25 protein-coding genes and 1 other RNA gene are annotated in these 26,040 nt (G+C 39.2%); 19 read left to right on the top strand and 7 right to left on the bottom strand.

The window, feature by feature from the left end:
- Positions 1–366: 366 nt before the first annotated feature.
- Together gdh and ACFX4W_RS06955 are read left to right on the top strand one after the other, a co-directional pair.
- Positions 367–1,152 carry a glucose 1-dehydrogenase gene (gene gdh, locus ACFX4W_RS06960; RefSeq protein WP_025750943.1) on the top strand — a complete coding sequence of 262 codons (786 nt, stop codon included), beginning with the start codon at positions 367–369 and terminating at the stop codon, positions 1,150–1,152.
- Between the two features lie 144 nt (positions 1,153–1,296).
- Entirely contained in the window at positions 1,297–2,286 is a 990-nt protein-coding gene (locus tag ACFX4W_RS06955; RefSeq protein WP_280560012.1) for a DUF4003 family protein, read from the top strand.
- A 367-nt stretch (positions 2,287–2,653) separates the two neighbouring features.
- On the opposite strand, the gene ACFX4W_RS06950 is transcribed toward ACFX4W_RS06955, so the two are convergent.
- Both ACFX4W_RS06950 and ACFX4W_RS06945 read right to left on the bottom strand, forming a co-directional pair.
- Positions 2,654–3,415, bottom strand: coding sequence for an MBL fold metallo-hydrolase (locus ACFX4W_RS06950; RefSeq protein WP_043981303.1), 762 nt, complete (start codon positions 3,413–3,415; stop codon positions 2,654–2,656).
- Positions 3,416–3,559: 144 nt separating this feature from the next.
- Positions 3,560–5,140: a histidine kinase N-terminal 7TM domain-containing diguanylate cyclase gene (locus ACFX4W_RS06945; protein WP_043981304.1), complete on the bottom strand. Its 1,581-nt coding sequence runs from the start codon at positions 5,138–5,140 to the stop codon at positions 3,560–3,562.
- 324 nt (positions 5,141–5,464) lie between these two features.
- Between ACFX4W_RS06945 and ACFX4W_RS06940 the strand changes: the two genes are divergently transcribed.
- From ACFX4W_RS06940 to ACFX4W_RS06930, 3 genes are all read left to right on the top strand, one after another.
- Positions 5,465–6,316: a PRD domain-containing protein gene (locus ACFX4W_RS06940; protein WP_025750947.1), complete on the top strand. Its 852-nt coding sequence runs from the start codon at positions 5,465–5,467 to the stop codon at positions 6,314–6,316.
- A gap of 119 nt (positions 6,317–6,435) precedes the next feature.
- On the top strand, positions 6,436–8,376 hold the full coding sequence (locus ACFX4W_RS06935) for a beta-glucoside-specific PTS transporter subunit IIABC (RefSeq protein WP_280560011.1): 1,941 nt from the start codon (positions 6,436–6,438) through the stop codon (positions 8,374–8,376).
- Between the two features lie 42 nt (positions 8,377–8,418).
- The gene (locus ACFX4W_RS06930) at positions 8,419–9,912 is read left to right on the top strand and encodes a glycoside hydrolase family 1 protein (protein ID WP_097822852.1); all 1,494 of its coding nucleotides are present in this window, start codon (positions 8,419–8,421) and stop codon (positions 9,910–9,912) included.
- Between the two features lie 87 nt (positions 9,913–9,999).
- Here ACFX4W_RS06930 and ACFX4W_RS06925 read toward each other — a convergent pair whose 3' ends face one another.
- A complete protein-coding gene (locus ACFX4W_RS06925; protein WP_043981307.1) occupies positions 10,000–10,818 on the bottom strand; it encodes a histidinol-phosphatase in 819 nt (272 codons plus the stop codon).
- Positions 10,819–11,065: 247 nt separating this feature from the next.
- Here ACFX4W_RS06925 and rnpB point away from each other — a divergent pair.
- The 3 genes from rnpB (at position 11,066) to ACFX4W_RS06910 (ending at position 13,308) form a co-directional block, all read left to right on the top strand.
- Positions 11,066–11,454: RNase P RNA component class B (rnpB, locus tag ACFX4W_RS06920), an RNA gene on the top strand.
- A 221-nt stretch (positions 11,455–11,675) separates the two neighbouring features.
- Positions 11,676–12,065: a VOC family protein gene (locus tag ACFX4W_RS06915; RefSeq protein WP_043981309.1), complete on the top strand. Its 390-nt coding sequence runs from the start codon at positions 11,676–11,678 to the stop codon at positions 12,063–12,065.
- Between the two features lie 358 nt (positions 12,066–12,423).
- Complete coding sequence (locus tag ACFX4W_RS06910; protein ID WP_043981310.1) at positions 12,424–13,308, top strand: LysR family transcriptional regulator; 885 nt, start codon at positions 12,424–12,426, stop codon at positions 13,306–13,308.
- A 32-nt stretch (positions 13,309–13,340) separates the two neighbouring features.
- Here the strand turns inward: ACFX4W_RS06910 and ACFX4W_RS06905 are convergent, their stop codons facing one another.
- Complete coding sequence (locus ACFX4W_RS06905) at positions 13,341–13,898, bottom strand: MerR family transcriptional regulator (RefSeq protein WP_043981311.1); 558 nt, start codon at positions 13,896–13,898, stop codon at positions 13,341–13,343.
- 353 nt (positions 13,899–14,251) lie between these two features.
- On the opposite strand from ACFX4W_RS06905, the gene ACFX4W_RS06900 reads away from it, so the two are divergent.
- Entirely contained in the window at positions 14,252–14,566 is a 315-nt protein-coding gene (locus ACFX4W_RS06900; RefSeq protein ID WP_043981312.1) for an MGMT family protein, read from the top strand.
- Positions 14,567–14,894: 328 nt separating this feature from the next.
- On the opposite strand, the gene ACFX4W_RS06895 is transcribed toward ACFX4W_RS06900, so the two are convergent.
- The gene (locus ACFX4W_RS06895) at positions 14,895–15,512 is read right to left on the bottom strand and encodes a LysE family translocator (RefSeq protein ID WP_043981313.1); all 618 of its coding nucleotides are present in this window, start codon (positions 15,510–15,512) and stop codon (positions 14,895–14,897) included.
- A gap of 138 nt (positions 15,513–15,650) precedes the next feature.
- Here ACFX4W_RS06895 and ACFX4W_RS06890 point away from each other — a divergent pair, with 138 nt between their 5' ends.
- The 5 genes from ACFX4W_RS06890 to ACFX4W_RS06870 all read left to right on the top strand — a co-directional run bounded on the left by ACFX4W_RS06890 (position 15,651) and on the right by ACFX4W_RS06870 (position 19,638).
- Positions 15,651–16,196 (top strand): cupin domain-containing protein, encoded by a 546-nt coding sequence (locus ACFX4W_RS06890; protein WP_043981314.1) that lies wholly within the window; start codon positions 15,651–15,653, stop codon positions 16,194–16,196.
- Between the two features lie 170 nt (positions 16,197–16,366).
- Positions 16,367–17,299 (top strand): class A beta-lactamase, encoded by a 933-nt coding sequence (bla, locus tag ACFX4W_RS06885; RefSeq protein ID WP_280560010.1) that lies wholly within the window; start codon positions 16,367–16,369, stop codon positions 17,297–17,299.
- 98 nt (positions 17,300–17,397) lie between these two features.
- Positions 17,398–17,661: an excalibur calcium-binding domain-containing protein gene (locus tag ACFX4W_RS06880; RefSeq protein WP_043981316.1), complete on the top strand. Its 264-nt coding sequence runs from the start codon at positions 17,398–17,400 to the stop codon at positions 17,659–17,661.
- A 242-nt stretch (positions 17,662–17,903) separates the two neighbouring features.
- Positions 17,904–19,301, top strand: coding sequence for an NCS1 family transporter (locus tag ACFX4W_RS06875; protein ID WP_043981317.1), 1,398 nt, complete (start codon positions 17,904–17,906; stop codon positions 19,299–19,301).
- A 187-nt stretch (positions 19,302–19,488) separates the two neighbouring features.
- Positions 19,489–19,638: a hypothetical protein gene (locus ACFX4W_RS06870; RefSeq protein ID WP_013058052.1), complete on the top strand. Its 150-nt coding sequence runs from the start codon at positions 19,489–19,491 to the stop codon at positions 19,636–19,638.
- A gap of 81 nt (positions 19,639–19,719) precedes the next feature.
- On the opposite strand, the gene bglA is transcribed toward ACFX4W_RS06870, so the two are convergent.
- Entirely contained in the window at positions 19,720–21,159 is a 1,440-nt protein-coding gene (gene bglA / locus ACFX4W_RS06865) for a 6-phospho-beta-glucosidase BglA (protein WP_043981318.1), read from the bottom strand.
- Between the two features lie 284 nt (positions 21,160–21,443).
- Here bglA and ACFX4W_RS06860 point away from each other — a divergent pair, with 284 nt between their 5' ends.
- The 3 genes from ACFX4W_RS06860 to ACFX4W_RS06850 all read left to right on the top strand — a co-directional run bounded on the left by ACFX4W_RS06860 (position 21,444) and on the right by ACFX4W_RS06850 (position 23,022).
- The gene (locus tag ACFX4W_RS06860) at positions 21,444–22,154 is read left to right on the top strand and encodes a GntR family transcriptional regulator (protein ID WP_043981319.1); all 711 of its coding nucleotides are present in this window, start codon (positions 21,444–21,446) and stop codon (positions 22,152–22,154) included.
- Between the two features lie 170 nt (positions 22,155–22,324).
- Positions 22,325–22,507: a hypothetical protein gene (locus ACFX4W_RS06855; protein ID WP_280560729.1), complete on the top strand. Its 183-nt coding sequence runs from the start codon at positions 22,325–22,327 to the stop codon at positions 22,505–22,507.
- 23 nt (positions 22,508–22,530) lie between these two features.
- Positions 22,531–23,022: a GNAT family N-acetyltransferase gene (locus ACFX4W_RS06850; RefSeq protein WP_280560009.1), complete on the top strand. Its 492-nt coding sequence runs from the start codon at positions 22,531–22,533 to the stop codon at positions 23,020–23,022.
- Positions 23,023–23,055: 33 nt separating this feature from the next.
- On the opposite strand, the gene ACFX4W_RS06845 is transcribed toward ACFX4W_RS06850, so the two are convergent.
- On the bottom strand, positions 23,056–23,949 hold the full coding sequence (locus ACFX4W_RS06845) for a DMT family transporter (RefSeq protein ID WP_043981321.1): 894 nt from the start codon (positions 23,947–23,949) through the stop codon (positions 23,056–23,058).
- 114 nt (positions 23,950–24,063) lie between these two features.
- Here ACFX4W_RS06845 and ACFX4W_RS06840 point away from each other — a divergent pair, with 114 nt between their 5' ends.
- Both ACFX4W_RS06840 and fabI read left to right on the top strand, forming a co-directional pair.
- A complete protein-coding gene (locus tag ACFX4W_RS06840) occupies positions 24,064–24,936 on the top strand; it encodes a LysR family transcriptional regulator (protein ID WP_280560008.1) in 873 nt (290 codons plus the stop codon).
- A gap of 130 nt (positions 24,937–25,066) precedes the next feature.
- Positions 25,067–25,846: an enoyl-ACP reductase FabI gene (gene fabI, locus ACFX4W_RS06835; protein WP_014459159.1), complete on the top strand. Its 780-nt coding sequence runs from the start codon at positions 25,067–25,069 to the stop codon at positions 25,844–25,846.
- Positions 25,847–26,040 lie beyond the last annotated feature (194 nt).

Here is a 26,040-nt window from a genome sequence, read left to right as displayed (position 1 = left end):
ATCAATAATTGATACATCAACAATATAATACATTGATTTAAGAATTGCAAGGGAAAAAGTTTAAACTTTTGAAGTGGGGTTAGTTGGAAGTGTGAAGTTATATTCTACTGGGAACAAATATGAAGAAAGTGAGAGATAAAAATAAATTATAAAAGTGATCAAACAAAAAGTTTGACTACTTTATTTCTCTTAGTTACGATAAGTAACGAAAAGAGACAAAAGTGAATTTGTTACTTTTTAAATGAATGACAGTTTGAGAAAGAAGAGATAGAGAAATGTTTATTCTCTTTTTAAAACCTAAACTGTATTTGTAATTAGTACAGTATAACAAGACATATCACGCAGGAAAAGTAGGAGGACTTCAAGATGTATACAGATTTAAAAGATAAAGTAGTAGTTGTAACAGGCGGATCAAAAGGATTGGGGCGCGCAATGGCCGTTCGTTTTGGTCAAGAGCAGTCAAAAGTGGTTGTAAACTACCGCAGCAATGAAGATGAAGCGCTAGAAGTAAAAAAAGAAATTGAACAAGCTGGCGGTCAAGCAATTATTGTTCGAGGCGACGTAACAAAAGAAGAAGACGTTGTGAACCTTGTAGAGACAGCTGTTAAAGAGTTTGGCACATTAGACGTTATGGTTAATAATGCTGGTGTTGAAAACCCGGTTCCTTCACATGAATTATCATTAGAAAACTGGAATCAAGTAATCGATACAAACTTAACAGGCGCGTTTTTAGGAAGCCGCGAAGCGATTAAATATTTTGTTGAAAATGACATTAAAGGAAACGTTATTAACATGTCCAGCGTTCACGAAATGATTCCTTGGCCACTATTTGTTCACTATGCAGCAAGTAAAGGCGGTATGAAGCTAATGACGGAAACATTGGCTCTTGAATATGCGCCAAAAGGTATCCGCGTAAATAACATTGGACCAGGCGCGATCGATACGCCAATCAACGCTGAAAAATTCGCAGATCCGGAACAGCGTGCAGACGTAGAAAGCATGATTCCAATGGGCTACATCGGCAATCCGGAAGAAATTGCATCAGTTGCAGCATTCTTAGCATCGTCACAAGCAAGCTACGTAACAGGTATTACACTATTTGCTGATGGCGGTATGACAAAATATCCTTCTTTCCAAGCGGGAAGAGGTTAATAGGTAGAACTGAATGAAAAAGACCTCGGAATATTCCGGGGTCTTTTTCGTATTGTCATAAATGTACGGCGTATTTACCAAATATTGAAACTTTTATTGAAGTGTTACGTATATAAGCTAACGACGAATAAAGGACGTGTTGATATGCTACCGGAAACGATTCAACAAAAAGTAGATCAGTATAGAGGTTTTTATATCAGCTTAAAAAATGAACTCAAATGGAAAGTGGCAGATCCGAAGCAGTTTATGGCTATCGCTTCTATGTATGCAGTGAAAGGCAAATCGCTTCAGCTTCAGCCTTATATTGAGTTAAGTGACTATATTAAAAATCAAGTAGGAATGTTTTCTACATTAAAATCATCGCAGCGGTTTACGATTGCAGCCATGCTGGATACCCGCTATGAGAATCCAAAAGAAACGTTTTATGAATTTCTGGATGTATATGATCAATTGGTACAGGGCGGGTTTACTAGAGGCGCATTTACGTATATCGCGGCTTCCGCTATGCTGTCGAATGAGTCAAGTCGAAGCCATAAAGAAATGGTTCGAAGGTCAGTAGAAATTTATCAAGGCATGAAAAAAAAGCATCTCTTCCTTACATCAAATGGTGATGTACCTCTTGCCGTTTTATTAGCTGAAACGAGCGAGTCTGTTGATGATTTGATGCATGAAATTGAACACTTCTATACCACATTGGGGCAGCATGGATTTAAAAGAGGGAATGACCTTCAATTTTTAAGTCATATTCTCGCAATCGATAAAAACTTACATGGGGATACACTTATTGAAAGATGCCTAGCAGTAAAAGAAATCTGTGAATCGGCAGGTATGAAAGTAAAAGCAATGCATTACCCGGTTCTTGGCTTATTAGCACTGTTTGAAAAACCGGAAGCTGAAATTGAAATTATTTATGACGTGGTGAAACAGTTAAATACAGACAAACTTTTCAAGTGGCAGAAAGACATCAATGTTATGCTGGCAGTTAATCTGGTTATCAGTGAAAAGCTAAAGGATTCTAGACTAGTCGAAACAGGTATCTATACAACGATTGAAACGATTATTCAAGCCCAGCAAGCCGCTATGCTAGCGGTTATTGCGAGCACTTCAGCGGTTGCTACTACGACTACTACTTGATAAATGAAACGACTATTAAAAGAGGCTGGGACATAACTACATGAATCTAACCTAAAGATGAACCAATGGAATAAATGAGCTGAACCGCTTATAATACCGCGGTTGATTTCCGTGCAAGGCTTCGCTTTCCGCCGGCGGCCGCTGAGCCTCCTTGTCACTTACGCTCCTGCGGGGTCTCACCTGTTCCGCTTTTCCCGCAGGAGTCTTCGCCTTGCTCTCCAATCAACCGCTAGAAGTACCCATATACATGAAACCTATGTTCACCATACCGATGAAAAAATCCGAACGGAGTTGATTCTCCATCAAGAATCTTGATTCCTCGTTCGGATTTACATTCAACTAGAATACTTTTATCTCAGCTTTTCTCTTAAAAAGTATAAAACTCGCCATCATCTGGAACAAAGACGTGAGATGTCATGTCTTTTTCTTTGATAAAGCCTTTTAATTCTTCTCTTGATAGCGTCCAGTGATTTACAGCTTCCATATGGACAGAAATAATCGTAGCACGAGGGGCCGCTTTAAAAACTTCGTAAATATCTTCTTTCCCCATCACAAGAGAACCGCCTTCTGAAAATTGATTATCTCCGCCGTTTACGACAATGACATCCGGTTGATATGTGTTGATTTCTTCTCCAACAGCGGAATACCATACCGTATCTCCAGCTATATAAAGCGTTTTTTCATTCTTATATTTAAAAACAACACCGCATACTAAACCAGTACGCTTTAAAATTTCTCCTCTTCCGTGCTCGCCTTTTGTTTTGATTAATTCAACGCCTTCAAAAACCGTGTTTTGCGTAAGTACTTCTACATTTTTAAAACCAGCTTCTTTTACTGCTGCGGCATCTTCTTCATTTTGAACGAACATTTTGATATTGTTTGGCAACGCCTGTTTAGCGGCATCGTCAAAATGGTCTAAATGGAGGTGAGTGACAATAACCGCATCTACATCAGCAATAATTTCTTCAACGGATATCGGTAAGTTCACTAAAGGGTTGTTTTGATCTTGTCTGATCGAATTTGGGAAAGGAGGGTACGTACCTTTTTCTGCTAACATAGGATCAATTAAAAACGTTTTTCCTCCGTATTCAACAATTAGAGTAGCGTTACGAATATGTGTAATCTTCATCTGTATCTCTCCTTTTTTTGATCTACATATAGTTTATAGGATGCTCTAGTTGCAAATACATAGATAAAATCAAGTCTTTTACCACTTTCACTTGATAAATGAAAGAATAGTAATCAAAAGCAAAAAGAACCGAAACAGTGCTGTTTAGGTTCTTTTTAGGGTTTCTTTTATCTCTTTATATATACGTACTTGGTTGCGGCCATGTTGTTTGGCAGCGTACAGGGCGATATCTGCTTTATTCAACAGCTCATCTAACGTTTCATTTTCTTGTTTTTTCGCTTGTGCTACTCCAAGACTCAGCGTAACAGAAATGGTTTTTTCATTAATCAGTAAGGGCTGAGTCTCGACGTGACGGCGAATTTGGTTGGCGAGCGTTTCGCCTTCGGATATAGTATAGCCCTTTAGCGCGAGTACAAATTCTTCACCGCCGTACCGAGCAAAAAGGGCTCCTTGCGGTAATACGGACTGGCAGGCTTTTACGACATGTACAAGCACCTGATCGCCGGTATAATGACCATACGTATCGTTCACTTTTTTAAAATAATCAATATCAAGTAAAAGAAGCGTAAAAGAAGATGCAGACTTTTTTGCTTCATCGAATGCTTGCTTGCTGTGTTGAAAAAATGCTCTGCGATTATAAATTTGCGTCAGCTCATCGTAATAAGCTTGATTTTCAAGCTTTAGCTGAAGTCTTTTTAGCTCTGTGATATCTGTAAAAATAAGCAGCAAGCCGTGACTGTTGTTAGCATACTGCAAAGGAGAGGTGCGAACTTGATACGTATACTGAGATTGATCCCCAGAAAAAAGCTGCAGCTCTTGACTGCTGTTTTTATTTTCGAATGTAAAAGGAAATGAACTGCCCGATAGAGTGAACCAAATATCAGCAAACCGTTTTCCAAACATCGCTTTTTTCAGCTGCGGAAACATGTTCTTCGACGCTAAGTTAAATTCAATTAATCTGTAAGCTTCATCAAGCACGATAACACCGTCATTGATGCTGTTAAATATCGCATCTTTCGCAACGGGCATGACTGTAAACATACGCGATGAGTTAATGGACCATAAATATAAAAAAGAAGAAACCCATAAAACCATCGGAACTGGATCAATTCCCTGCGGCGTAAAGCCCATTAAATAGACAAAAGCTGTGACAATAGGAACTAATTGCCCGACCATTAATGCAATTAACTGCAGGCGGTAAGCTTTGGCTGTTTCTTTCCAGCGGTAAACGGCAAGCAAAAAAGCAACGAACATAGACGAAAAGATGAACATGCCGTGAATCGTGTACCATGGTCCAATTTCTTGATGAATGTAAGGAGCACCCAAAACTGGGTCAATTTCAAACACTCGGTAATGAAGGTGATGCCAGTCATTTGTTGCGACCATGATCAAACTAATAAAAGGAATGACAAAAAGCGCAAAAATATGTTTTTTCCTTACCTTTATGCCGACATACTGCATAACAAACAGCAGTCCTGCAGGAGGTGAAAAAGGCATGCCCACGTATTGAATAACGGTCCAAAATTTCATTTCCTCAAGGTTAACGGATAGTAAGCTAAAGGCCGCACCCATACAATAAATAGCGGTGAAACCTGTATGAAGAATAAATAAATGCGCAATATTGCTGTAGTGGTGACGCTTAATAAATACGTAAAAACACAAGTATAAATTAAGAACACCAGACGTACAGATAAGCGTTATATAAGCGGTTAAATCTAAATTCACAATTGTATCCCTCATTAAGAAAGCATTTTTAGTTAAATGTAGCACAGTTGAAATAAAATGTGGATGTTTTATTAGGGATTTAGTAGCAGCGAAGGAAGTAGATGGATAGTCTATAAGAATTATTTCTCTTTCACTAGTAAATTATTAAAAATTCAGTATTTTATATATTGACATCGCTTTCATAGTAGAATATAATTTCAGTAATAACTTAAAACTGGATTGTTACTGATTCGATCAGGCATTACCTGTGTTAAAAATACGTGATGTGTTCATGTGTTTTTAAGATGGGATTTTTACGTTTGTTCTGATGTGGGGGAAGCATCTATGAAATTTGTTAAAGTATTTAATAATAACGTAGCATTGGTCAAAGACTCCTCTAATGTAGAATGGGTCATCATGGGAACAGGCGTCGGTTTCCAAAAGAAAAAAGGTGATCCAGTTGATAAGGCTGTCATTCGACGAAAGTTTGTGGCGGAGTCGTCCAATATTCGTAGACCGCTGGCTCAAATTCTAGAGAGCATCAAACCAGAAATTCTCGAGGTTTCTGTAGAGTTAATCAAGCAAGCAGAAAAAGAAATAGGTGAGCCTTTTCGCACCAATATTCACTTGACTCTTGCGGATCACTTGAATTTTGCGATTGAGCGAAGCCATAATGGCCTTGAATACGCGCAGCCAAGCCGCTGGGAAGTCAAGAAGCTTTATCCGAAAGAGTATAATGCTGCGGTTAACGCGATTCGACTAGTGTATGACCGGCTTGATGTGCTGCTTCCTAAAAGTGAAGAAACGTTTCTCACCTATCATTTTGTAAACGCACAGAATGTACAAGCAAAAGTGGAAGAAACGATGAAGATGACTGAAGTGATTAATCGAATTATCGATGTTGTTCAATATCATTTTCAGCTCAAACTTGACGAAGAATCCATGAACTATTCTCGCTTTGTCACGCATCTACGATTTTTTGTTTTACGTCAGCTGGATCAGAACCCACATGTTTCTCCGGAAGTTGATGCTACGCTGCTGGATGTTGTAAAAACAAAGTATGAAAAAGCATATAAAGCTGTTGAAAAAGTGGCTAATTTACTTCATAAACAGCATGGTTGGTCTTTAACTTCAGATGAAAAGCTTTACTTAACGCTACACATTTGGCGAGTGACGAATCTAGTAGAAACTGAATAATTGTTCTTCTTTGGAGGATTGTTACTGACTCGATCAGGCATTACCCAAGCAGACATTTGCATGTTACAAACATGCGGTGATCTGTTTGGGTTTTTTTATTGAAAAAAGGAGGGATATAAATGACTTCATATAAAGAAACGGCTAAACAAGTAGTAGATAAAATCGGTGGAGCACAAAATGTTAACCAGGCTTGGCACTGCGTGACAAGACTTCGCTTTAATCTTCATAACAAGAATAAGGTGCAGGTGGAGGAAATTAAGCAAATAAAAGGAGTGATGGGCGCTCAATTTTCCGGGGATCAGTTTCAAGTCATTATTGGAAACAGAGTTGCTGAAGTTTTTGAAGAAGTTGAACCATTGCTGGGCAGTGGAAGAGCTACCGAGGAGAAAAGCAGCCAAAAACAAGGCGTTGTTTCACTTCTAATGGATAGTATTTCAGGAATTTTCACTCCTATCTTACCAGCTCTTATTGGTGCGGGTATGCTAAAAGCTTTTATCGCTTTATTTGCTACGCTAGGATGGCTGAGCATAGAAAGTGATACGTACGCAGTGCTGAATGCAATTGGGGACGGAGTCTTTTACTTTCTGCCATTTTTCTTAGCCGTTTCAGCAGCTCGCAAGTTTAAAACAAATGAATACTTAGCCCTTGCTTTAGCAGCTGCCATGCTGTATCCGACCTTTGTAGACGCAGCGAGAGGCATTACGAAAATAAAAGAATTCACGTTATTTGGAATCGATTTTATATCCATTCCAGTCGTGAACTACACGTCTAGTGTAATACCGATTATTTTAGGTGTACTTTTATTGAAATATATATACAAATTTGTTCGTTCATGGATGCCGGCTACCGTTACGGTCATGTTTTCACCACTCCTTGCACTTCTAATCGCTGCACCTATTACGCTATGGTTAATCGGTCCGCTTGGAACGTATATGGGAGACGGATTAGCAAGTATATTCTCATGGATGTTTGAAACAGCGGGTCCGCTGGCAGGGCTTTTACTGGCAGGGCTTATGCCTCTTATTATTATGACAGGTATGCACTATGCAATAGGCCCAATTGCGATACAAAACCTAAAAGTGTATGGGTTTGACAATGTTTTGATGCCGATGATGTATATCAGCAACCTTGCTCAAGGAGGAGCGGCTTTTGGAGTAGCGTTGAAGACAAAAAATAAAGATTTAAAACAAGTTGCGTTTTCATCAGCTATTTCAGCTGTTATCGGAATTACAGAGCCTGCCATGTACGGAGTAAACATGAAGTTGAAAAAGCCTTTTTATTACGCTATTGCCTCTAGTGCACTGCTCGGTGGCTTTGCCGGGTGGTATGGGTTTAAAGCATTTACATTAGGAGGATTAGTCGGAATCTTTGCTATTCCTACGTTTGCAGATCCAAGCGGAGCAGCAGGCAATTTGATTGTCGCTGTGGCGCTGCTGGCAGGGGCCGTTATTTTACCAGCCGTCTTGGTCCTTACTCTTGGGTTTAAAGATATTGCTTCAGAAAAAACAGAAAAAAATACAATCAAACTTGAAGAACATCCTGTCAAAGAAGAAGCACCACTGCAAAATGTTTCTCTAGCAGTAGAGGATAAAAAAAGTGGTAAAACAAAAAGCGTATTCTCTCCGTTGCACGGTGAACTTGTACCGCTGCATCAAGTGTCAGATCCAACATTTGCTCAAGAAATTATGGGCAAAGGAATTGCGATTAAACCTAGTGAAAACCGCGTAGTCTCGCCTATCGCTGGAACGATTATGGTGCTGCCTGATTCTCAACACGCAATCGGCATTAAAGGAGAGGACGGAGCCGAAATTTTAATTCATATTGGAATTGATACCGTTTCTTTAAAAGGAAAGCATTTTAAAGCACTTGTAAAAGAAAAAGATTATGTAAATGCAGGGCAGCCGCTCATTGAATTTGACCGACATGCGATTGCAGAAGCTGGATTTGAAACTGTTACGATGGTTATCATCACAAACACAACGGAGTATTTAGATGTGCTGTCTGTCAATGAAATAGGTCCAATTTTTGAAGGGGAACAGCTACTTTCTGTAGTGAAATAAATGCTATTTTTAATAAAAATATGAGAAAAGGACGTGGGGACTATGTTAACAAATGATACTGTATTTAAAAAGGGATTTTTATGGGGAGGAGCAACAGCTGCTAATCAAATTGAAGGAGCTTATGACGTTGATGGAAAAGGGCTGTCTACTGCAGATATGATTCGATTTGTCCCAAAAGACGAGCGAACTGGTTATTCAATGGATGTAAAAGCAGATTATATTGAAGATGTGCTTAACAACAAAGTAAACGATCGTTTTCCAAAGCGTACGGCCATCGACTTTTATCATCGCTATAAAGAAGATATCGCACTGTTCGCAGAAATGGGGTTTAAAACGCTTCGCATTTCGATCAACTGGGCGAGAATTTTTCCAAATGGAGATGATGTGAATCCAAACGAAGCAGGGTTGCAATTTTACGATAACCTATTTGATGAAATGTTAAAGTACGGAATTGAGCCGCTAGTGACCCTTTCGCATTATGAAACGCCGCTTGAGCTTACCCGTAAATACAACGGCTGGTACAGCCGCAAGCTAATTGGCTTTTATACACGCTACGCGGAAACGGTATTTACACGCTATAAAAATAAAGTCAAATATTGGCTCACGTTTAACGAAATCAATGTGATTACGCATAGCCCTTATACAGGCGGCGGTATTTTAGTTGAAAATGTTCCAAATCAGTCAGCGGAGCAAATTGCGTATCAAGGGGCGCATCATCAGTTTGTTGCGAGTGCACTTGCCACTAAGTTAGCTCACGAGATTATTCCTGATGTAAAAGTAGGATGTATGCTTGCGCGTATGACAACGTATCCTGTGACGAATCATCCGGATGATATTTTACTAGCTCAGCATAAAAATGACTTGAACTTATTTTTTACAGATGTTCAAGTTCGCGGAGAATATCCAAAGGTAATGGAACGTTACTTTAAAGAAAACAACATTCAAATCGTAAAAGAAGTAGGGGATGACGAGATTATCAAACAATATCCCGTTGACTTTATTTCATTTAGCTACTATATGTCTCTTTCTGTCACAACTCAAAGTGAAGAAGAAAATGTCCTAGGAAATATGATTGCAGGAAGTGTAAAAAACCCTCATCTTCAAACGTCTGATTGGGGATGGCAAATCGATCCGAAAGGACTGCGCTATACGTTACAAGATTTTCATAACCGCTACGGCAAACCGCTGTTTATCGTTGAAAATGGGTTAGGAGCTCATGACAAAGTAGAAGAAGATGGCTCAATTCATGATCCGTATCGTGTAGATTACTTAAGACAGCATATTGAACAGATGAAAGAAGCGGTCAAAGATGGTGTAGACTTAATGGGTTATACCGCGTGGGGACCTATTGATTTAATCAGTGTATCAACAAACGAAATGTCAAAACGATACGGCTTTATTTACGTAGATCAAGATGATGAAGGAAATGGTACGCTTGAACGATCTAAAAAAGATTCTTTTTACTGGTATAAGCAAGTGATCCAGACAAATGGAGAAGATTTATCTTCAACTACAAAAGTCAAAGTTTCTCAGTAAAAAACACATGCCTGAAAACACGCGATGTTCCTTCATCTGCGTGTCTTCAGGCATATTTGTATTTACAGTCTATTTAAGTTTACCGTTTTACAAAGAAGCTACCTGCATTTTTTTCTGTCTAAAAAAGACCCAATCCTTAAAGCCGATTTCTTTAAGGCGCTTTTTTACTAGTTCAAAGTCGTCGCCAATGCGCTCCGGGTCATGGGCATCGGAACCAAAGGTAATGCGTACCCCGTAGTGCAGGGCTCTTTCCAAAATATCATCTGCAGGATACCAGCCTCCGCAGTCTTTGGTTTTGCCTGATGTATTCACTTCTATGGCAATGTCATGTGCTGAAATCACTTTTAGCGTTTGATCAATAACAGCTGTCTGAATAGAAGAAAAAGAAGGATAGAATCCTTTCATGGCATCAATATGTCCAAGAATCTGAAACATTCTGCTCCGGGCAGATTCTTCGATCAATTGATAATACGTTTCTTTCGTGCGCTGCTTTTCTTGCTGAGAAAGGCCTTCCCAGCGCGTTTTATGAAAGATGCTGACTTCCTCAACTTGATGGACAGAGCCGATTATGTAGTCAAACGGATATTTTTCATAGTAGCTACGATATATCTCCGCATGCTCGGGAAAGAAATCAGACTCTACGCCTAACAGCACTTCAATTTTTTCTTTATAGTCTTCTTTTAGTTTCAAAATCTCAGCTACATATCCGGAGAATGCGCTTTTTCCCATCGCAATGTGAGGATGCGGCTGGTCTTCTTCGCTCGCAAAATAAGGAGAATGATCCGAAATCCCAATGATATCAAGGCCTTTATCAATAGATGCCTCTATATAATCTCGAATCGTTCCGCGAGCATGTCCGCATCGGTCGTGATGGGTATGAAAATCAAATTTTAAATCAGCGTTCATTTTTCATCACCTCTGTTACCTTTTTATGTAGTGTATAAAATATTCTACAAAGAAACAAAGTATCCCCCGTAGAAATGGATGAAGAGAATATTTCTTGGCTTGCTGGTGAGTCATCTACTAAAAAGATTGTACAGAAAGAGGTTATTTTATTTAATTTGCTGCAAAAATTGAAATGGAATCCATACCAAAAGTTACATTTGATTCGGCAAGCTAAAACGCATATACTACTCATACACGATCTGAAATAACGTTCAGGTAATCGCTGCATCATTTGATGTAGAGGAAAGTCCATGCTCGCACGGTGCTGAGATGTCCGTAGTGTTCGTGCCTAGTGAAAAAATAAGCTAGGGCAGCTTGGCTTATAGCTTAGCTGACGGCGGGAAAAACCACCTAAGTCTTCGGATATGGTCGAGTATCCCTGAAAGTGCCACAGTGACGAAGCTTTGCTGGAAACAGCAAAGGTGGAACGCGGTAAACCCCACGAGCGAGAAACCCAAACAATGGTAGGGGAACTGTCTCTAAGGAATCAAACGGAGAGACGGACGGTTACATGTGTAATCGTAGATAGATGATTACCGCCTGAGTACGAGAGTAAAATCGTTTGCAGTACAAAGGTACAAAACATGGCTTATCGAACGTTGTTGAAACAGAGACTGATTATAAAATACGTAACCAAAACAAACCAATGAGGTTTGTTTTTTTATTTGTTATTTTTCAAATCATAGCCGATTCATTGATAGAGTGCTTGAATTTTCCTAACTATAGTATGAGAATTCAAGGTATATGGAAATACATATTGTCTAAATTGCGCTATAGTTTACTTGTACTTACTAAATACGGGGAAAGAGAGAATATTCATGATTAAAAAAATGGAGCATACAGCAATTATTGTTGGAAATATGGATGAGACGATTCACTACTACGGAGATATGTTTGGCTTTAAAGTTCGCCTTCAAGGATCTAACGAGAAAAGAGAGATGGCTTTTTTGTATCTTGAAGAACAGCCGGGTATGGAAATTGAGCTCATTCGAGATATTGATCCGATTGGCGAGTATAACAAAAGCGGGATTGTTAACCACCTTGCCTTTACGGTAGAGGATATAAATAAGGCGATTCAACATTATAAGAGCAAAGGAATTGAATTTTTATCATCTGAGCCTCAGCCAACGCTTGAAGGCGGCCGTATGATTTTATTTCACGGACCTAATGATGAGTTGCTGCAGTTAGTAGAACGGGTTAAACTTTAAAAAGTTTACTTTAAGAGGTACATACAAGAAAAAATGTGTGTTAGATTCTCAAAAAAGACCTTTCTTTTATGGTGAGAGAAAGGTCTTTTTGATGTGTAGTTACTATGATATCTTAGTTAGCTTTTTAATAACTTTCCTTACGTTTCATACCAAATCCTTCTTTCTGCTAGAAAATGATGAGTATAAAATTTTAATAAGTGCCGTATACAGCAATCGTCAAGATGAACTAAAAACATTCTCGAGTATGTTTCCATTTTTTATAGTAACACCCTCTATTTATAATGTATAATTCATTATAATCATATTTTTCATACATCTGTGTAATGAATAGAATGGTTTGATAAGGAGATGGTACGGAGTGGAGTGGCAGCAGTTTAAATATTTTCAAACGCTAGCACGTACGCAGCATATGACGCGAGCAGCAGAAGAACTGTTAATTACGCAGCCTGCGCTCAGTCGTTCAATTGCTCGTTTTGAAGAAGAAGTAGGAGCGCCTCTATTTGACCGGCAAGGACGTTCCATTCAATTAAACCAATATGGCAAAGTTTTTTTAAAGCGTGTAGATAACATAATGAAAGAATTTGATAAAGGACAAGAGGAAATTCAAGCGCTGCTAGATCCTGAAAAAGGGCAGGTGTCACTTGGGTTTTTACATACGCTCAGCACAGATTTGATTCCAGATTTAATCGCGTCGTTTCGCAGCTTATATCCTAAGGTGAATTTTCAGCTGAGGCAAAGTCCTTCTCACGTTCTTCTTGAGCAGCTGCAGCTCGGTGAACTGGATCTTTGTTTGATTGCGCCTATGGAAGAGAAATCGGTCATTAAGTGGCAGCATCTTTGGAATGAAGAGCTGTTTGTGATCGTACCGAAAAATCATCAGTATGCTGATCGTGAAAGTATCCCACTAGAAGAAATTGCTGAAGAATCATTTATTCACTTAAAAGAAGGTTTTTCTCTTCGTCTTACGTTTGAGCAGTTATTTGAAGAGACAGGGGTAAAGCCTCACATCATGTTTGAAGGAGAGGAAGCTGATACCGTAGCGGGACTTGTAGGAGCCGGCTTAGGAATTTCTATCCTTCCAGATTTACACGGAATCGATCAAAGTAAAATAGTGAAAATCCCATTAGCTAAAGCCAACTGCCACCGAGTAATTGGACTAGCATGGATTGAAGGAAGATATCTATCACCGGCTGTTAAACAGTTTAGAAACTTTGTTTTACATAAATTTAATGACCACAAATAAAGGTGTTTCTTAGCCTAGATTTGTTTACAAACTTAGTCCTTTTTTCGTTGGAATAATCGTTTTAAAATCGATCTCTTTTTACCTACTACGCTGCTTTCTTTTGAAGCTTCTACTAATTCTGAAATGGCCTGCTGTTCACGCAAGCTTTTACGCAAAGATTGAATGAGCTGCTTATCTTTTTCCTGAAGAATTTGTTTTGTATCAGGCTCTTGTTGGGGTGAAGGCTGTACCGGCTGTTCGGGAGGTGTCGGCTGCTGGTCGTCGGCCTCGGGCTGGTCAGCTGCTTCTGCTGTGTTCTTTGTGTCCTCTTTGTCTTCGGCTTCTTCTAGAGACACGGCAGCTTGATCCTCGCTTGTAGTCAAAGAGAATTCTTTTTGCAGCGCTTCATGGATTTCTTCTGCTTGACAGCCCTCATCATAAAGCTGCTTAATTTTCAGTAAAACGGTCGCAGCCGCAGCTTCATATTGTTTTGGTCGATGATCCTCTTTTTGTATAAAGAAATATTGGAATTTATCTATATATCTTCTGATGGTTGAAGTAGGAATACTCGTTTCTTCAGATAATTCTTTTACACTAAGCCATTTTGTCATTTTCTCACCACTTTTTAAATGATTACTTATTCGTCAGCATCAATTTGAAATTGTACTAGTATCTACTGTTTATCTTATCATGTAACGCTTCTACGTACCTTGCTGTGTTGGTTTCTGTAACGTTTTTATAATCACAGTGTCATAAATGAGGTATAAGCTGCCACTCGCACAAAGATTTGTTAGTTGAAGAATAGGAAATAATCAGTAAGCATTTGTTTGGAGTATGTTGAACAATGATGAGCGTACTTCTTATTATTATCTTATAATGTTGCTGAAGAAAAATCGAGTGATTCCTTCACTGTTTATTTAATATGGTAATGTTGTACTAAAGAAGAAACGAAAGGAGGAGCGACTTGAGTTTTACAGAACGAGCAGTAGCACTTATTAAACAAATACCATCTGGGAAAGTAATGACATACGGACAAATCGCCCGCCTGGCTGGTAGTCCGCGAGGTGCAAGGCAGGTTGTACGAGTCCTGCATTCGATGAGTAAGAAACATAATCTCCCCTGGCACAGAGTCATTAATTCTAAAGGAGAAATTGGGTTTAAAGACGAAGAAATGTACGTTGTTCAAAAACTTTCACTCGAAGCGGAAGGAATACTCGTTTCTTCGGATGGAAAGCTTGATCTTAAAGTCCATCTCTATGAACCTGACGTGTATAAATAATAAAAGAAATTGAGACATAGCGAAATTAATTCCAGCTAAAGATGAACAAACGAGATAGAGGAACTGAACCGCTTGTGACACCGCCATTAATTTCCGTGCAAGACTTCGCTTTCCGCGGGCGGGCGGTGAGCCTCCTCGTCGCGTATGCTCCTGCGGGGTCTCACCATTCCCGCTTTTCCCACAGGAGTCTTCGTCTTGCCCTCCAATCAATAGCTAGAAGCACCTGATTAGACCTACGTTCACTATCACAATAAAAAAATCCAAATGAGTTTAATTCTCCATCAAGAATCAAACTCGTTTGGAACTTTCTTCAACTAACATACTTTTGTTATTTATGTTTTTCAAAAGCAAGCTTTAATCCAAACCCAATTAACACGACGCCCGTTGCTTTATCCATAAAGCGCTGAACGCTAGGTGTTGTGAGCCATTTTCGTAAATAGTTAATAAAAAAGACGAATACGAAAAACCACGTGATAGCAAGGATCGTATAGGTTATTCCCATCAGAAGTAATTGAAGCGTTACGTTTTGATCACTTTGAACAAATTGAGGTAAAAAAGTTAAGAAAAACACCGCCACTTTTGGATTAAGGACGTTTGAGACAAGACCTTGACGAAAAGCGGATGTTTCCTTTGACTTCTCCTCTTTTATAGGAGAAACTGTATCGGTTTTTTTAGAAAGAAAAGCAGAGATTCCTAAGTACATTAAGTACAGGGCTCCTGCATATTTTACGATTTCAAATGCCAGAGCTGACTGAAGAAGAAGAGCTGATAAACCAAACGTAGCGGCGAGTGTATGAACTAAAGAGCCGCTCGCTAATCCTAATGCCATTTTATAGCCGCCCGTTTGTCCACCTGACATCGTTCGTTTGGTAATAAGAGCAGTATCAATACCAGGACTCATAATAACAAATAGTGTGAGAATCAAAAAGGTGAAGATGTCGTTCATTTTTTTCTTCCTCCTTACTGTGATAGTATTAAACTGTATTTTATTTATTAAATATAATTTAACATAAGTAACGCTATTTATTAAGTTTAATTTAATAAAATTAAATGTAATTAAACGTTTTTTTATGGAGGAATCATCATGGAAAACATAGATATTGGAAAAAAAGTAGAGAAATTTCGAAAAGCAAAGGGGCTAAGCAGTCGAGAATTAGCCAAATTAGCGGAGATTACGCCGTCTATGTTAAGTCAAATTGAGCGAGGATTAGCTAATCCGTCCATTTCCACGCTTAAAATTTTAGCTAAATGCCTCGATGTTCCTACTTTCAGTTTTTTACTTGAAGAAATAAATACCTCTCATTTAGTCGTACGGTCGAACGAGCGTACAACGATGAAAGTAAAAGAGTTAACGTATTCGCTAGTATCACCAGACTTTACGGGAAATCTAGCTACGGCGATTATGGAAATACCGCCGATGAAGTCTTCATCAGAATCTCCTTTAGCGCATAAAGGAGAGGAAGTGGCATATGTCTTAGAAGGAAAAATTAAGGTGTATTTGGAAGAGGAAGTATACGTGCTAGAAAAAGGAGACAGCGTCAAAATCCCTTCGCACCTGAAACACAAATGGGACAATCCGTTTGAGGAGAAAGCCGTGATTTTATTCTCAGTCACACCGCCTGTTTTTTAAAATACTTACGATTTTTATACTGCTCATCTTCAGTGTGAGCCACTTTTATTATACAAATGTGATAAAGCTATCATGTTTGTAAGGGTAAACAATTGATAAAATAGAATTGTTGGTAATCTCTACCTAAGAGAATACATACTAAATACTTTTTGGAAAGGTGTTGAAGGGTAATGAAGACATGGAAAGAGATGTTTCGTACTTCAAAGCTAAAAAAAATGATGCCTGTACTCGCTCTGTCGTGCGCGGCGGCTGTAAGCTTTTCGAGCAGCGAGGTACATGCTGAAACGGTAAATTGTCAAAGGCAAGAAACTAAGAGTGATCTAGAGTTTGCTAAGCTTGAAGAAAAATATGATGCGAATCTGGGCGTTTTTGCATTAGATACGGGTACAAATAAAACGGTAACGTATCATCCGGATGAGCGTTTTGCTTATGCGTCTACTCATAAAGCTCTCGCTGTCGGTGCACTTTTACAGCAGAAGTCAATCGAAGATCTCAACGAGCGAATCTTTTATACGCGCGATGACCTTGTGAACTACAATCCAATTACAGAAAAACACGTGGATACAGGTATGACTCTTCGAGAACTCGCGGATGCATCGCTTCGCTACAGCGATAATACGGCAGGGAACTTAATTCTGCAGCAGCTGGGCGGACCGGATGGATTTAAAGAAGCTTTAGAAAACATAGGAGACGATGTGACGCTGCCTGAGCGCTTTGAACCGGATTTAAATGAAGTGAATCCAGGAGAAACCCACGATACAAGTACACCAAGAGCACTCGCTGCAAGTCTTCAAAAATATGTACTTGGACAGGCACTTCCTGAAGACAAACGTGCACTTTTAACAGATTGGATGAAGCGAAACACAACAGGGGATGCGTTAATACGAGCGGGCGTGCCGAAAAGCTGGGAAGTAGCCGACAAGACAGGCGCAGGCTCATACGCGACGCGAAATGATATTGCTATCCTTTGGCCGCCAAAAGGAGATCCAATTGTTCTTGCGATCCTTTCCAATCGTGCGGAAAAAGATGCGGAGTATAATGATAAACTAATTGCAGAAGCGGCTAAACAAGCGGTGAAGACTCTTAAAGTTACTCGTAAATAAAATTGGATAGTAGTAGTTTAAATGTAAAAAAAAGATTGAAAAGATCGATAGAACATTCTATTATTAATTAGAAAAAATATAGGAAGGAAGTATCTCTTATGAAAAAGATTTTTCCAATTGTTCTATCTTTCGGTTTATTAACGAGCGTATCTTTTAGCACAGTTTCAAACGTAGATGCGGCAGCTAAATCTTACAAAAACTGTACGGAATTAAACAAAGACTACAAAGGCGGCGTAGCTCGTGCGGCTAATGTAACAAATAAAGGCGGCAAAACAAAGCACAAACCGTATGTGTCAAAATCACTGTATGATGCCAATACAAAGCTAGATCGAGATAAAGACTACATTGCCTGTGAAAAATAAATACTAGCTGATTCATCCAAGCGCTTATTGTAAGCGCTTGGATTTTTTATTATCATCAACTCCTGTATGTTGTGAGTTGAGGTCAAAAATTAGTCAAACCGCACAAAATAATATCAGAAAATTCACAAAAATAATAATGAACTTGCGTTGGAATTCGTATACACTATGTACATGTTAAGTTAACTTACATCTAATGTTAGAAATTAGGGTGGAAACATCACACAAAAGGAGTTGAGTGTATAGTGTCTACAAATGCAACAAGTTCCGTTATAGAAGAGGTGCATTCTCATCAAGATGCAGGTCTTGATCCGTCACTGAAGCCAAAAGCGGAAAGTGATCGAAAGCTAACTCCGATGTCTTATATGTTTATGTGGATTGGAGACGGCGTTAATTTAGGAAATATGACGCTTGGCGCAAGCTTAGTAGTAGCAGGTACTGCGGTATTAAATCTTTTTCAAACGTTTGTGGCAGCGATTATTGCCATTGGTATTATTTCTACTTTTTTTGTGTTAAACGATCGAATTGGCTATAAGACGGGCATACCGTATGTGATGCAGCTTCGAATGTCTTTTGGAATAAAAGGATCCGTCATATCGTCTCTTTTACGAGGTATTCCAGCTATCATTTGGTATGGTTTCCAAAGCTGGACAGGCGGTACCGCTTTAAACGAAATCGGGAAAATTGTGAGTAAAGGGTCTTTTGACAATCTTGTTCTTTGCTTTATTATCCTTCAGCTGCTGCAAATCGTGCTTTCCCTGTACAGCTTCCACGCGGTTAAATGGGTAGAGATGCTTGCTTCAATCATCATATTGCTTGGCCTTGTTTACGTATTTGGTGTTCTTTTAACTTCTCATAGTGAGGTAGTAGGGGAGAAGTGGGTACATACAAAAGGTTCATGGGGACTTCCGTTCTTTTCTTTCATTATGATGTTCATGGGGAATTATGCAGCGATTTTTCTAAGCGCAGCCGATTACTCTAGAGAACTGAAGCCAGGAATTAGCGACACAAAGCGTGGGTTCTTATACTTTACACCAATTCTAGTAGCCTATGGATTCGTTCTTACAATCGGGGCAATGCTTGCTTCTGCTACGGGTATTTCCAATCCAGTTAAAGCGTTCGCGGTTGTAGTGGATAATTCGTATATCACCGTCGCTGTATCGGCTTTTATTGTGATTGGCGTTATTGCCGTAAACATGGTGGCGAACATTATTCCACCTACGTATGTGATTACGCTGCTGACAAAAGCAAATTATAAAGTGGCGGTGACCATTACTGGACTCCTTGCCTTTTGCTCGTTCCCTTGGGTGCTTGTTCAAGATTCGTCAGCTGCAGGTCTTGGGCTGTTCATTTTGATTTACTCTGCTTTTTTAGGTCCAATTGTTTCTATTTTACTGGTTGATTACTATATTTTACGAAAACAAAGAGTAAACGTAGAAGAATTGTATCAAGAAAAAGGGCCGTTTTCCGGCTACAATCCATGCGCCATGCTTGCGATGCTCATCGGCGCAGGTGCTGCATTTATCGAAGTCGATTTAGGCTGGATTATAGGAGTGGTAGTTGCAGGAGTTGCGTATATTCTTTTAACGAAATTTGCTTTTAAACATTCAAAATTTAAAAAAGGAACCATCTTTGAATACTAACATTCCATCGATAAAAGCCTTTGCTTGCTGCAAAGGCTTTTATCGCGTCAGATTAAATCTCTTTGTCTAGTTTCCTAAAAAGTGGGTAAAGTAAAGAAGAGAAAAAAGTTACCTCTATTGTGAGTTGCTTTTACAGGAGCGCATCTAATGTATCGCATCAATCATAGCTTAAAGGAGAGGGTAGAGTATGTATGAATTTAGAGTGTATACTCTTCGGGATGGAAGCGAAAAGGTCATCAAAACGCTGAAACATGAATCGTTTGCTGATGAAATTCAACGAGCGGGAATTAAGCAAACGGAAATTGCGCAAACACAGCTAGTAGATAAACCGAGATAACGTATTTGCCTTTATTTTTACACGTTTTAAAAAAGCCGGATTCCTATGTTTTTACGCAGGAGTCCGGCTTTTTCTAATTTCTTATAGTTCTTCACCATTTGTTTCAATTACATGTTTGTACCAGTTAAAGGAATCTTTTTTGTAGCGCTTCATTGATCCGTTTCCTTCGTTGTCACGGTCGACATAAATCATGCCGTATCGCTTTTTCATTTCGCCTGTTGTAAAGGAAACAATATCAATAATTCCCCATGGCGTATAGCCCATTAAATCAACACCATCGTACATCACAGCTTTTTCTAACGCTTCGATGTGCGATTTTAAATATTCAATTCGTGATGCGTCATGAATGGATCCGTCTTCTTCAACCGTATCAATGGCACCAAATCCGTTTTCTACGATGAACAGCGGAATTTGATAGCGGTCGTAGAAGCGGTTTAACGTATAGCGCAAGCCCGTTGGATCAATTGACCAGCCCCAATCGCTTGATTTGATATAAGGATTTGCTACGCCGTTTGGCAATCCGCCGTTTACGATATCGCCCGTGTTATCAGCTTCAACGTCGCTTTTAACCGTTGTGGACATGTAATAGCTGAAGCCTAAATAATCAACTTTTCCGTTTCGTAAAATTTCTTCGTCGCCTTCTTCAAACGGAATATGATAGCCTTCTCGTTCGAATTCTTTTAACGCATAGCTTGGGTAATAGCCGCGAACTTGAACGTCAGGGAAGAAGTAGCGCTGTCTCATTGTTTCTTCTGCTAACATCACATCTTCAGGATTTGAAGAATAAGGATAGATTGGCACATGTGAAACCATCGCTCCGATTTGGAAATTCGGATTAATTTCTTTTCCTTTTGATACGGCAAGAGCGCTTGCAAGCAGTTCATGATGTCCTGCTTGATACATCACTTCTTTTGCGTTTTCACCCGGCTTTACAGAAACACCTGAGTTCGTCCATAAGAATAGCGGGTTGTGTACGTCCATTTTGTTGTTAATTTCATTAAACGTCATCCAGTACGTGACTTTGTCTTTATAGCGGTCGAAACAAACTTCAGCGAACTTCACAAAGCAGTCCACCGTTTTTCGACTTCTAAATCCGCCGTATTCTCGAGCTAAATGCAGGGGCATTTCAAAGTGAGACAGCGTAATAACCGGTTCAATTCCATGCTTTAACAGTTCATCAAATACATCGTCGTAGAATTTTAGTCCTTCTTCGTTTGGCTCAGCTTCATCGCCCTTAGGGAAAATACGGCTCCAGCCAATCGACGTACGCAAACATTTTAAGCCCATTTCTGCAAACAGCGCGATATCTTCTTTGTAGCGGTGGTAAAAATCAATCGCTTCGTGATTCGGATAAAATTTATCTTCTTCCACTGTTTCAGTGATTTGTCGCGCTACACCGTGCGCTCCTGCAGTCATAACGTCTACTACGCTCGGTCCTTTTCCGCCTTGGTTCCATCCACCTTCAAATTGATGAGCTGCTAATGCGCCGCCCCATAAAAAATTCTTTGGCATCTTTGTCATTGTTAGTTCCTCCTTATTTCACTACGGAAAATAATGTTTGATTCAGCCCGCTATTTTCAATATCTTCAACAATCACTTCTCGATAAGCGCTTAAATTGGTGATAATAACCGGCGTGATTGTTAACCTCTTTGTTGATTATACGCTTTCAGTATAATTGTACCGGTACAATTTATCAATACCCTAATAAAATAATAATTAATGAATAATTAAAGTTTATGGTATGGAGTTAGATTATGGTATAATCGTGTTATTCTTGAGACAAATTCAGTAAAGAGGTATAGCTATGATCAAATACCAACAAATTGCAATTGAAATTGAAACCTATATTGAAGACCATAAGCTTCAGCAAGGAGATAAGCTGCCGGTATTAGAAACGCTGATGGCGCAGTTTAAGGCAAGCAAAAGTACGGTAACAAAAGCTCTAGATCTGCTGGAGAAAAAAGGCGTGGTTTTTCAAGTAAGAGGAAGCGGCATTTTTGTCCGTCGCCATAAACGAACAGGCTATATTGGCTTGCTTTCCAATCAAGGATTTACGAGTGAACTTGAAGATTTTCAGCTAACGTCGGAAGTGATTGAGTTAGATGTACGAAAGCCGACGCAAGAAGCCGCGTTAAATTTAAACATAGAAGAAAATAGTGATGTCTATTATGTAAAAAGAGTACGGTATATCAACGGCCAGACGCTTTGTCTAGAAGAATCGTTTTATAATAAATCCATCGTTACGTACTTGAATAACGAAATTGTTTCTCAGTCTATTTTTCATTACATTAAAGAAGGACTTGGCTTAAAAATCGGGTTTTCTGATCTGTATCTTCACGTTGGCAAGCTGAACAAAGAAGAAGCCACGTACTTAGGGTTAAAAGAAGGGGATCCTAAATTGTTTATTGAAACGCTTTTTCACTTAGCCAACGGCCAGCCGTTTGACTTTTCAAAAGTAACGTACAACTACGAACAATCTCAGTTCTTTTTACAAGCAACTAGTCATGTTTTATAAAAAAAGTGTCTGTCTCTCAATTAGTAAGGAACGAGAGGCAGGCACTTTATTTCATTTTTTCGATAAAAATATGAAATAAGATAATGATTGTAATAAATAGGAAATTACTATACGATAAAATGGTTACAGGGTTTATAAAGATAAGGAAATGAGGTGCGAAGTTGAAAAAGATGCTGAGTTATCTTATTCCCATGCTTTTTATGTTTGGTTTGCTTTCCATGAATTTATTTCAGCCGACTAAAGGCAATTTTATCGCTGTAGGTGTGATATCGATTCTTGCAGGTGCTGTGATTGGTTTTATAATGAACATAGGCTGTGCAGTATTAAAAACAGTCAAAAGTAAGATGGAGTAAACTGATTAGAGGCGGTGGAGGTTTTGAGTGAAAGTATCATTATTGAGCCATATGCTAGCAAGTATCAACAGCAAGTAGTGGATTTAATTCTTCATATTCAGCAGCAAGAATACCAAATTCCAATAACGGAAAAAGATCAGCCTGATTTGTTTGAAATCGAAAGCTTTTATCAACAGGGAAACGGAAACTTCTGGGTTGCTGTTTGCAACGAAAGAGTAGTAGGAAGCGTAGCTTTAATAGACATTGGCAGCCGTCAAGTAGCGCTGCGGAAAATGTTTGTAGCAAAGTCTTATAGAGGAGCAACCTTGAAAACAGCTCACCGGTTATTGCATACAGCCATCGCGTGGGCAAAAGAGAGAGAAGTGGAAAGAATATATTTAGGAACCACGTTACAATATAGAGCTGCTCATCGATTTTATGAGAAAAATGGGTTTCAACATATAGAGAAAGAAAAGCTGCCTGAGAATTTCCCGGTGATGAACGTAGATAAGAAGTTTTATACATATAAGGTATAAAGTGAGCCGCTAGATTCATAAATCTAGCGGCTTTTACTTTGGCAATGTCTCTTGATAATGAACTCTTTTTTTAAGTAGCAAATTGTCTAACTGAGCAATTAAAATCCCCGCAACCACAATAACAGAACCAATCAGTTCTTTAAGCGTAAACAGCTCATGCAAAAAAAGAACGGCAAACAGCGCAGCAAAAATAGGCTCCGTTGCAAAAATAAGTCCTGTGTGAGTAGGAGTTGTGTAGCGCTGGGCAATGGCTTGACAAATGAATCCAATCGCGCTGCAAAAAACGCCAAGACCTAATATTGCAATCCATGATGATAAAGTAGTTGGGATGCTAGGGTGTTCAAATAAAAAGCTGCAAATCAGTGCAAATAATCCAGCAAAGCCCAGCTGTAAAATGCCGAGAGCAATTGGATTTTCATTCTTTGTAAACGTGCCAGTTAACGTAATATGAATGGCATAACATAGTGCGGTCCCGATGCAAAGTAAATCACCAGCATTCATATGAAAGGAGTGCTTTAAAGTTAAAACACCTATACCGGTTAGGGTAGTGATAACACCAAGCCCAATCGGCCAAGAAGGAAGCTTCTTCACTAACAAGCAGTGGAGCAACGGAACAAAAATGACCGTTAAACTGACAAGAAATCCGGCGTTTGAAGCAGACGTCATGCTGACGCCAAACGTGACAAATGCAAAAACGGAAAACAGTAAAAAGCCTAAAATAGCGGATGATAAAATCGTTTTGCGCGTGATTTGCCGTAAAGGCTTATGAAAAAACAGCCCGGCAATGAAAAAAGCAATCAAACATCTAAGCGCAATAATGGTAAATGATCCGAGTGAACTCAGCCCCATTTTCATAAACACGTACGACATACCCCAAAATACGTTTACCCCAATCATCATCATATTTGCTCGTGTGCGGTAACTCACGTTCAACCCTCCATTGTTTATCATGTACTCACAGTATACAAAGGAATTTGATATTAATAAAATGAATCTTTATAATGATGAGCATGAATTAAATTCATGTTGAGGCGGGGTAAAATGAGCTTAGTAAAATACGAAATTTTAAACAAAGTAGCGGAATTGCAAAGCTTTACAAAAGCGGCAGATGCGATGGCGCTCACGCAGTCAGCGGTCAGTCATGCCATTACAAATCTTGAATCGGAATTTGGCTTTCCGCTTGTAAATCGAAACAGGGCGGGGATTACCTTAACAACAGAAGGCGAAACGATGCTGCTTGCTATTCGGAAAGTGCTGCAAGAAAATGAAAAAGTTCATCAAGAAGCAGCCAGCCTATTGGGTCTTGCAAAAGGAATGATTAAAATCGGTATTTTTAAAAGCGTGTCAACCAAATGGCTTCCTGAAATTATTCGGCTGATGGAGAAAAACTACCCTGACATTCAAATTCAGCTCAAGGAAGGCGACTACCTTGAAATTGAACAGTGGCTGCTGAGCGGAGAAATAGACTGCGGCTTTATCAACATTACGCATTCAAGTCAATTTCATATTATTTCTTTAAAAAAAGACCGGCTGCTGTGCGTCGTATCGAATCAAAGTGCTCTATACCATCAGAAAACCGTTTCTTTTGAAGATCTAGAGAAAGAACCGTTTATTATGCCGACATACGGCGGTTATCATGATATTAAGCAACTGTTTGAGGAACGTGGCATTCAGCCTGACATTCGTTTTGAATTAATGGATGAAAGTGCTATTTTATCGATGGTTACGCATCACTTAGGAATTAGCATTTTACCTGAAATGCTTTTGGATTCGATCCCGCAAGAGCTGCGTGCGATTCCGTTTCAAGTAGACAGCTACCGTTCAATTGGTCTAGCTACTCGTTATCATCTTTCACCTGCAGCCAAAAAATTTGCTGAAACAACACAAGCATGGCTGCAGGATTCGGATAAGTAGGAGATTATTTATAGAGCAAAATCGGTTAATTCATAAGACTCTTAGGAACTAAGCGCATCTTTGTGCTATAATAAAGCTATACAATTACCTATTAGTCATCATTGATGACTAATTTTTTTTGGAGGATAATATGGAAGATTTATTACAATTAAAGAACAAGAACATTGTGATCATGGGAGTTGCCAACGACAGAAGTATTGCTTGGGGTGTTGCAAAAGCCCTTCACCAAGTAGGAGCAAACTTAATTTTTACATACCGTAAAGAACGTTCACTAGGAAAATTGAACAAGCTGCTAGAAAAAAATGAAATTCAAGCATCACTAATTGCTGAATGTGACGTGAACAGCGATGAAAGCATTGAAGCAGCGTTCAAGAAAATCGGAGAAGAAGCAGGCACAGTTCACGGAGTGATTCACTCTGTTGCGTTTGCTCACTCAGAGGATTTAAACGGTGAGTTCATCAATACATCAAGAAGCGGATATGCATTTGCTCAAGATACAAGCGCTTATTCATTTATCGCGGTAGCAAAAGCAGCAAAACCTCTTATGACAGAAGGCGGTTCTCTTGTAGCGATGAGCTATCTTGGTGCAGAGCGCGCAGTTGAAGGCTATAACGTAATGGGCGTAGCGAAAGCAGCGCTTGAGTCTTCAGTAAAATACTTAGCATTAGACTTAGGAAAAGACAATATCCGCGTAAATGCTATTTCAGCAGGTCCAATTCGTACGCTTGCAGCAAAAGGCATTTCTGACTTTAACCAAATTCTTCACAAAGTTGAAGAAAAAGCACCTCTTAAGCGTAACGTAACGCAAGCAGAAGTTGGCGACATGACGGTTGTATTATTGAGCCATCTTTCACGCGGCGTAACGGGAGAAATCGTACACGTAGACGCTGGTTACAATATTGTAGGTTAATTCTTAAACACCTTCTCGAATGAGAAGGTGTTTTTTTCATGGGAAGACAAATGCATCCCAAAAAACATAGACCCCTGAAAGAAATATTATTAGCAATAAGGTGAATCATAAGAAATATTCATTCTATACTTCTACATAAATACGTGCTTCCACTTATAAAACAAGAGCTCATGCCTATAAGTAAAGAGAAGAAA

Origin of the sequence: Priestia sp. YIM B13489 (assembly GCF_042787645.1) — a bacterium.
GTDB classification, from domain to species: domain Bacteria; phylum Bacillota; class Bacilli; order Bacillales; family Bacillaceae_H; genus Priestia; species Priestia megaterium.
Note: the sequence above shows the minus strand (reverse complement) of the source record. Positions and strands in the feature narration are given on the sequence as shown.

Excerpts from the sequence above, each read along its gene's own strand:
- ACFX4W_RS06895 (WP_043981313.1), bottom strand. The coding sequence starts at position 15,512 with ATGAACGACATCTTCACCTTTTTGATTCTCACACTATTTGTTATTATG.
- ACFX4W_RS06915 (WP_043981309.1), top strand. The coding sequence starts at position 11,676 with ATGATTAAAAAAATGGAGCATACAGCAATTATTGTTGGAAATATGGAT.
- ACFX4W_RS06930 (WP_097822852.1), top strand. The coding sequence starts at position 8,419 with ATGTTAACAAATGATACTGTATTTAAAAAGGGATTTTTATGGGGAGGA.
- ACFX4W_RS06955 (WP_280560012.1), top strand. The coding sequence starts at position 1,297 with ATGCTACCGGAAACGATTCAACAAAAAGTAGATCAGTATAGAGGTTTT.
- ACFX4W_RS06840 (WP_280560008.1), top strand. The coding sequence starts at position 24,064 with ATGAGCTTAGTAAAATACGAAATTTTAAACAAAGTAGCGGAATTGCAA.
- ACFX4W_RS06925 (WP_043981307.1), bottom strand. The coding sequence starts at position 10,818 with ATGAACGCTGATTTAAAATTTGATTTTCATACCCATCACGACCGATGC.
- bla (WP_280560010.1), top strand. The coding sequence starts at position 16,367 with ATGAAGACATGGAAAGAGATGTTTCGTACTTCAAAGCTAAAAAAAATG.
- ACFX4W_RS06860 (WP_043981319.1), top strand. The coding sequence starts at position 21,444 with ATGATCAAATACCAACAAATTGCAATTGAAATTGAAACCTATATTGAA.
- ACFX4W_RS06890 (WP_043981314.1), top strand. The coding sequence starts at position 15,651 with ATGGAAAACATAGATATTGGAAAAAAAGTAGAGAAATTTCGAAAAGCA.
- bglA (WP_043981318.1), bottom strand. The coding sequence starts at position 21,159 with ATGACAAAGATGCCAAAGAATTTTTTATGGGGCGGCGCATTAGCAGCT.
- ACFX4W_RS06940 (WP_025750947.1), top strand. The coding sequence starts at position 5,465 with ATGAAATTTGTTAAAGTATTTAATAATAACGTAGCATTGGTCAAAGAC.
- gdh (WP_025750943.1), top strand. The coding sequence starts at position 367 with ATGTATACAGATTTAAAAGATAAAGTAGTAGTTGTAACAGGCGGATCA.
- ACFX4W_RS06935 (WP_280560011.1), top strand. The coding sequence starts at position 6,436 with ATGACTTCATATAAAGAAACGGCTAAACAAGTAGTAGATAAAATCGGT.
- ACFX4W_RS06905 (WP_043981311.1), bottom strand. The coding sequence starts at position 13,898 with ATGACAAAATGGCTTAGTGTAAAAGAATTATCTGAAGAAACGAGTATT.
- ACFX4W_RS06950 (WP_043981303.1), bottom strand. The coding sequence starts at position 3,415 with ATGAAGATTACACATATTCGTAACGCTACTCTAATTGTTGAATACGGA.
- ACFX4W_RS06855 (WP_280560729.1), top strand. The coding sequence starts at position 22,325 with ATGCTGAGTTATCTTATTCCCATGCTTTTTATGTTTGGTTTGCTTTCC.
- fabI (WP_014459159.1), top strand. The coding sequence starts at position 25,067 with ATGGAAGATTTATTACAATTAAAGAACAAGAACATTGTGATCATGGGA.
- ACFX4W_RS06870 (WP_013058052.1), top strand. The coding sequence starts at position 19,489 with ATGTATGAATTTAGAGTGTATACTCTTCGGGATGGAAGCGAAAAGGTC.
- ACFX4W_RS06880 (WP_043981316.1), top strand. The coding sequence starts at position 17,398 with ATGAAAAAGATTTTTCCAATTGTTCTATCTTTCGGTTTATTAACGAGC.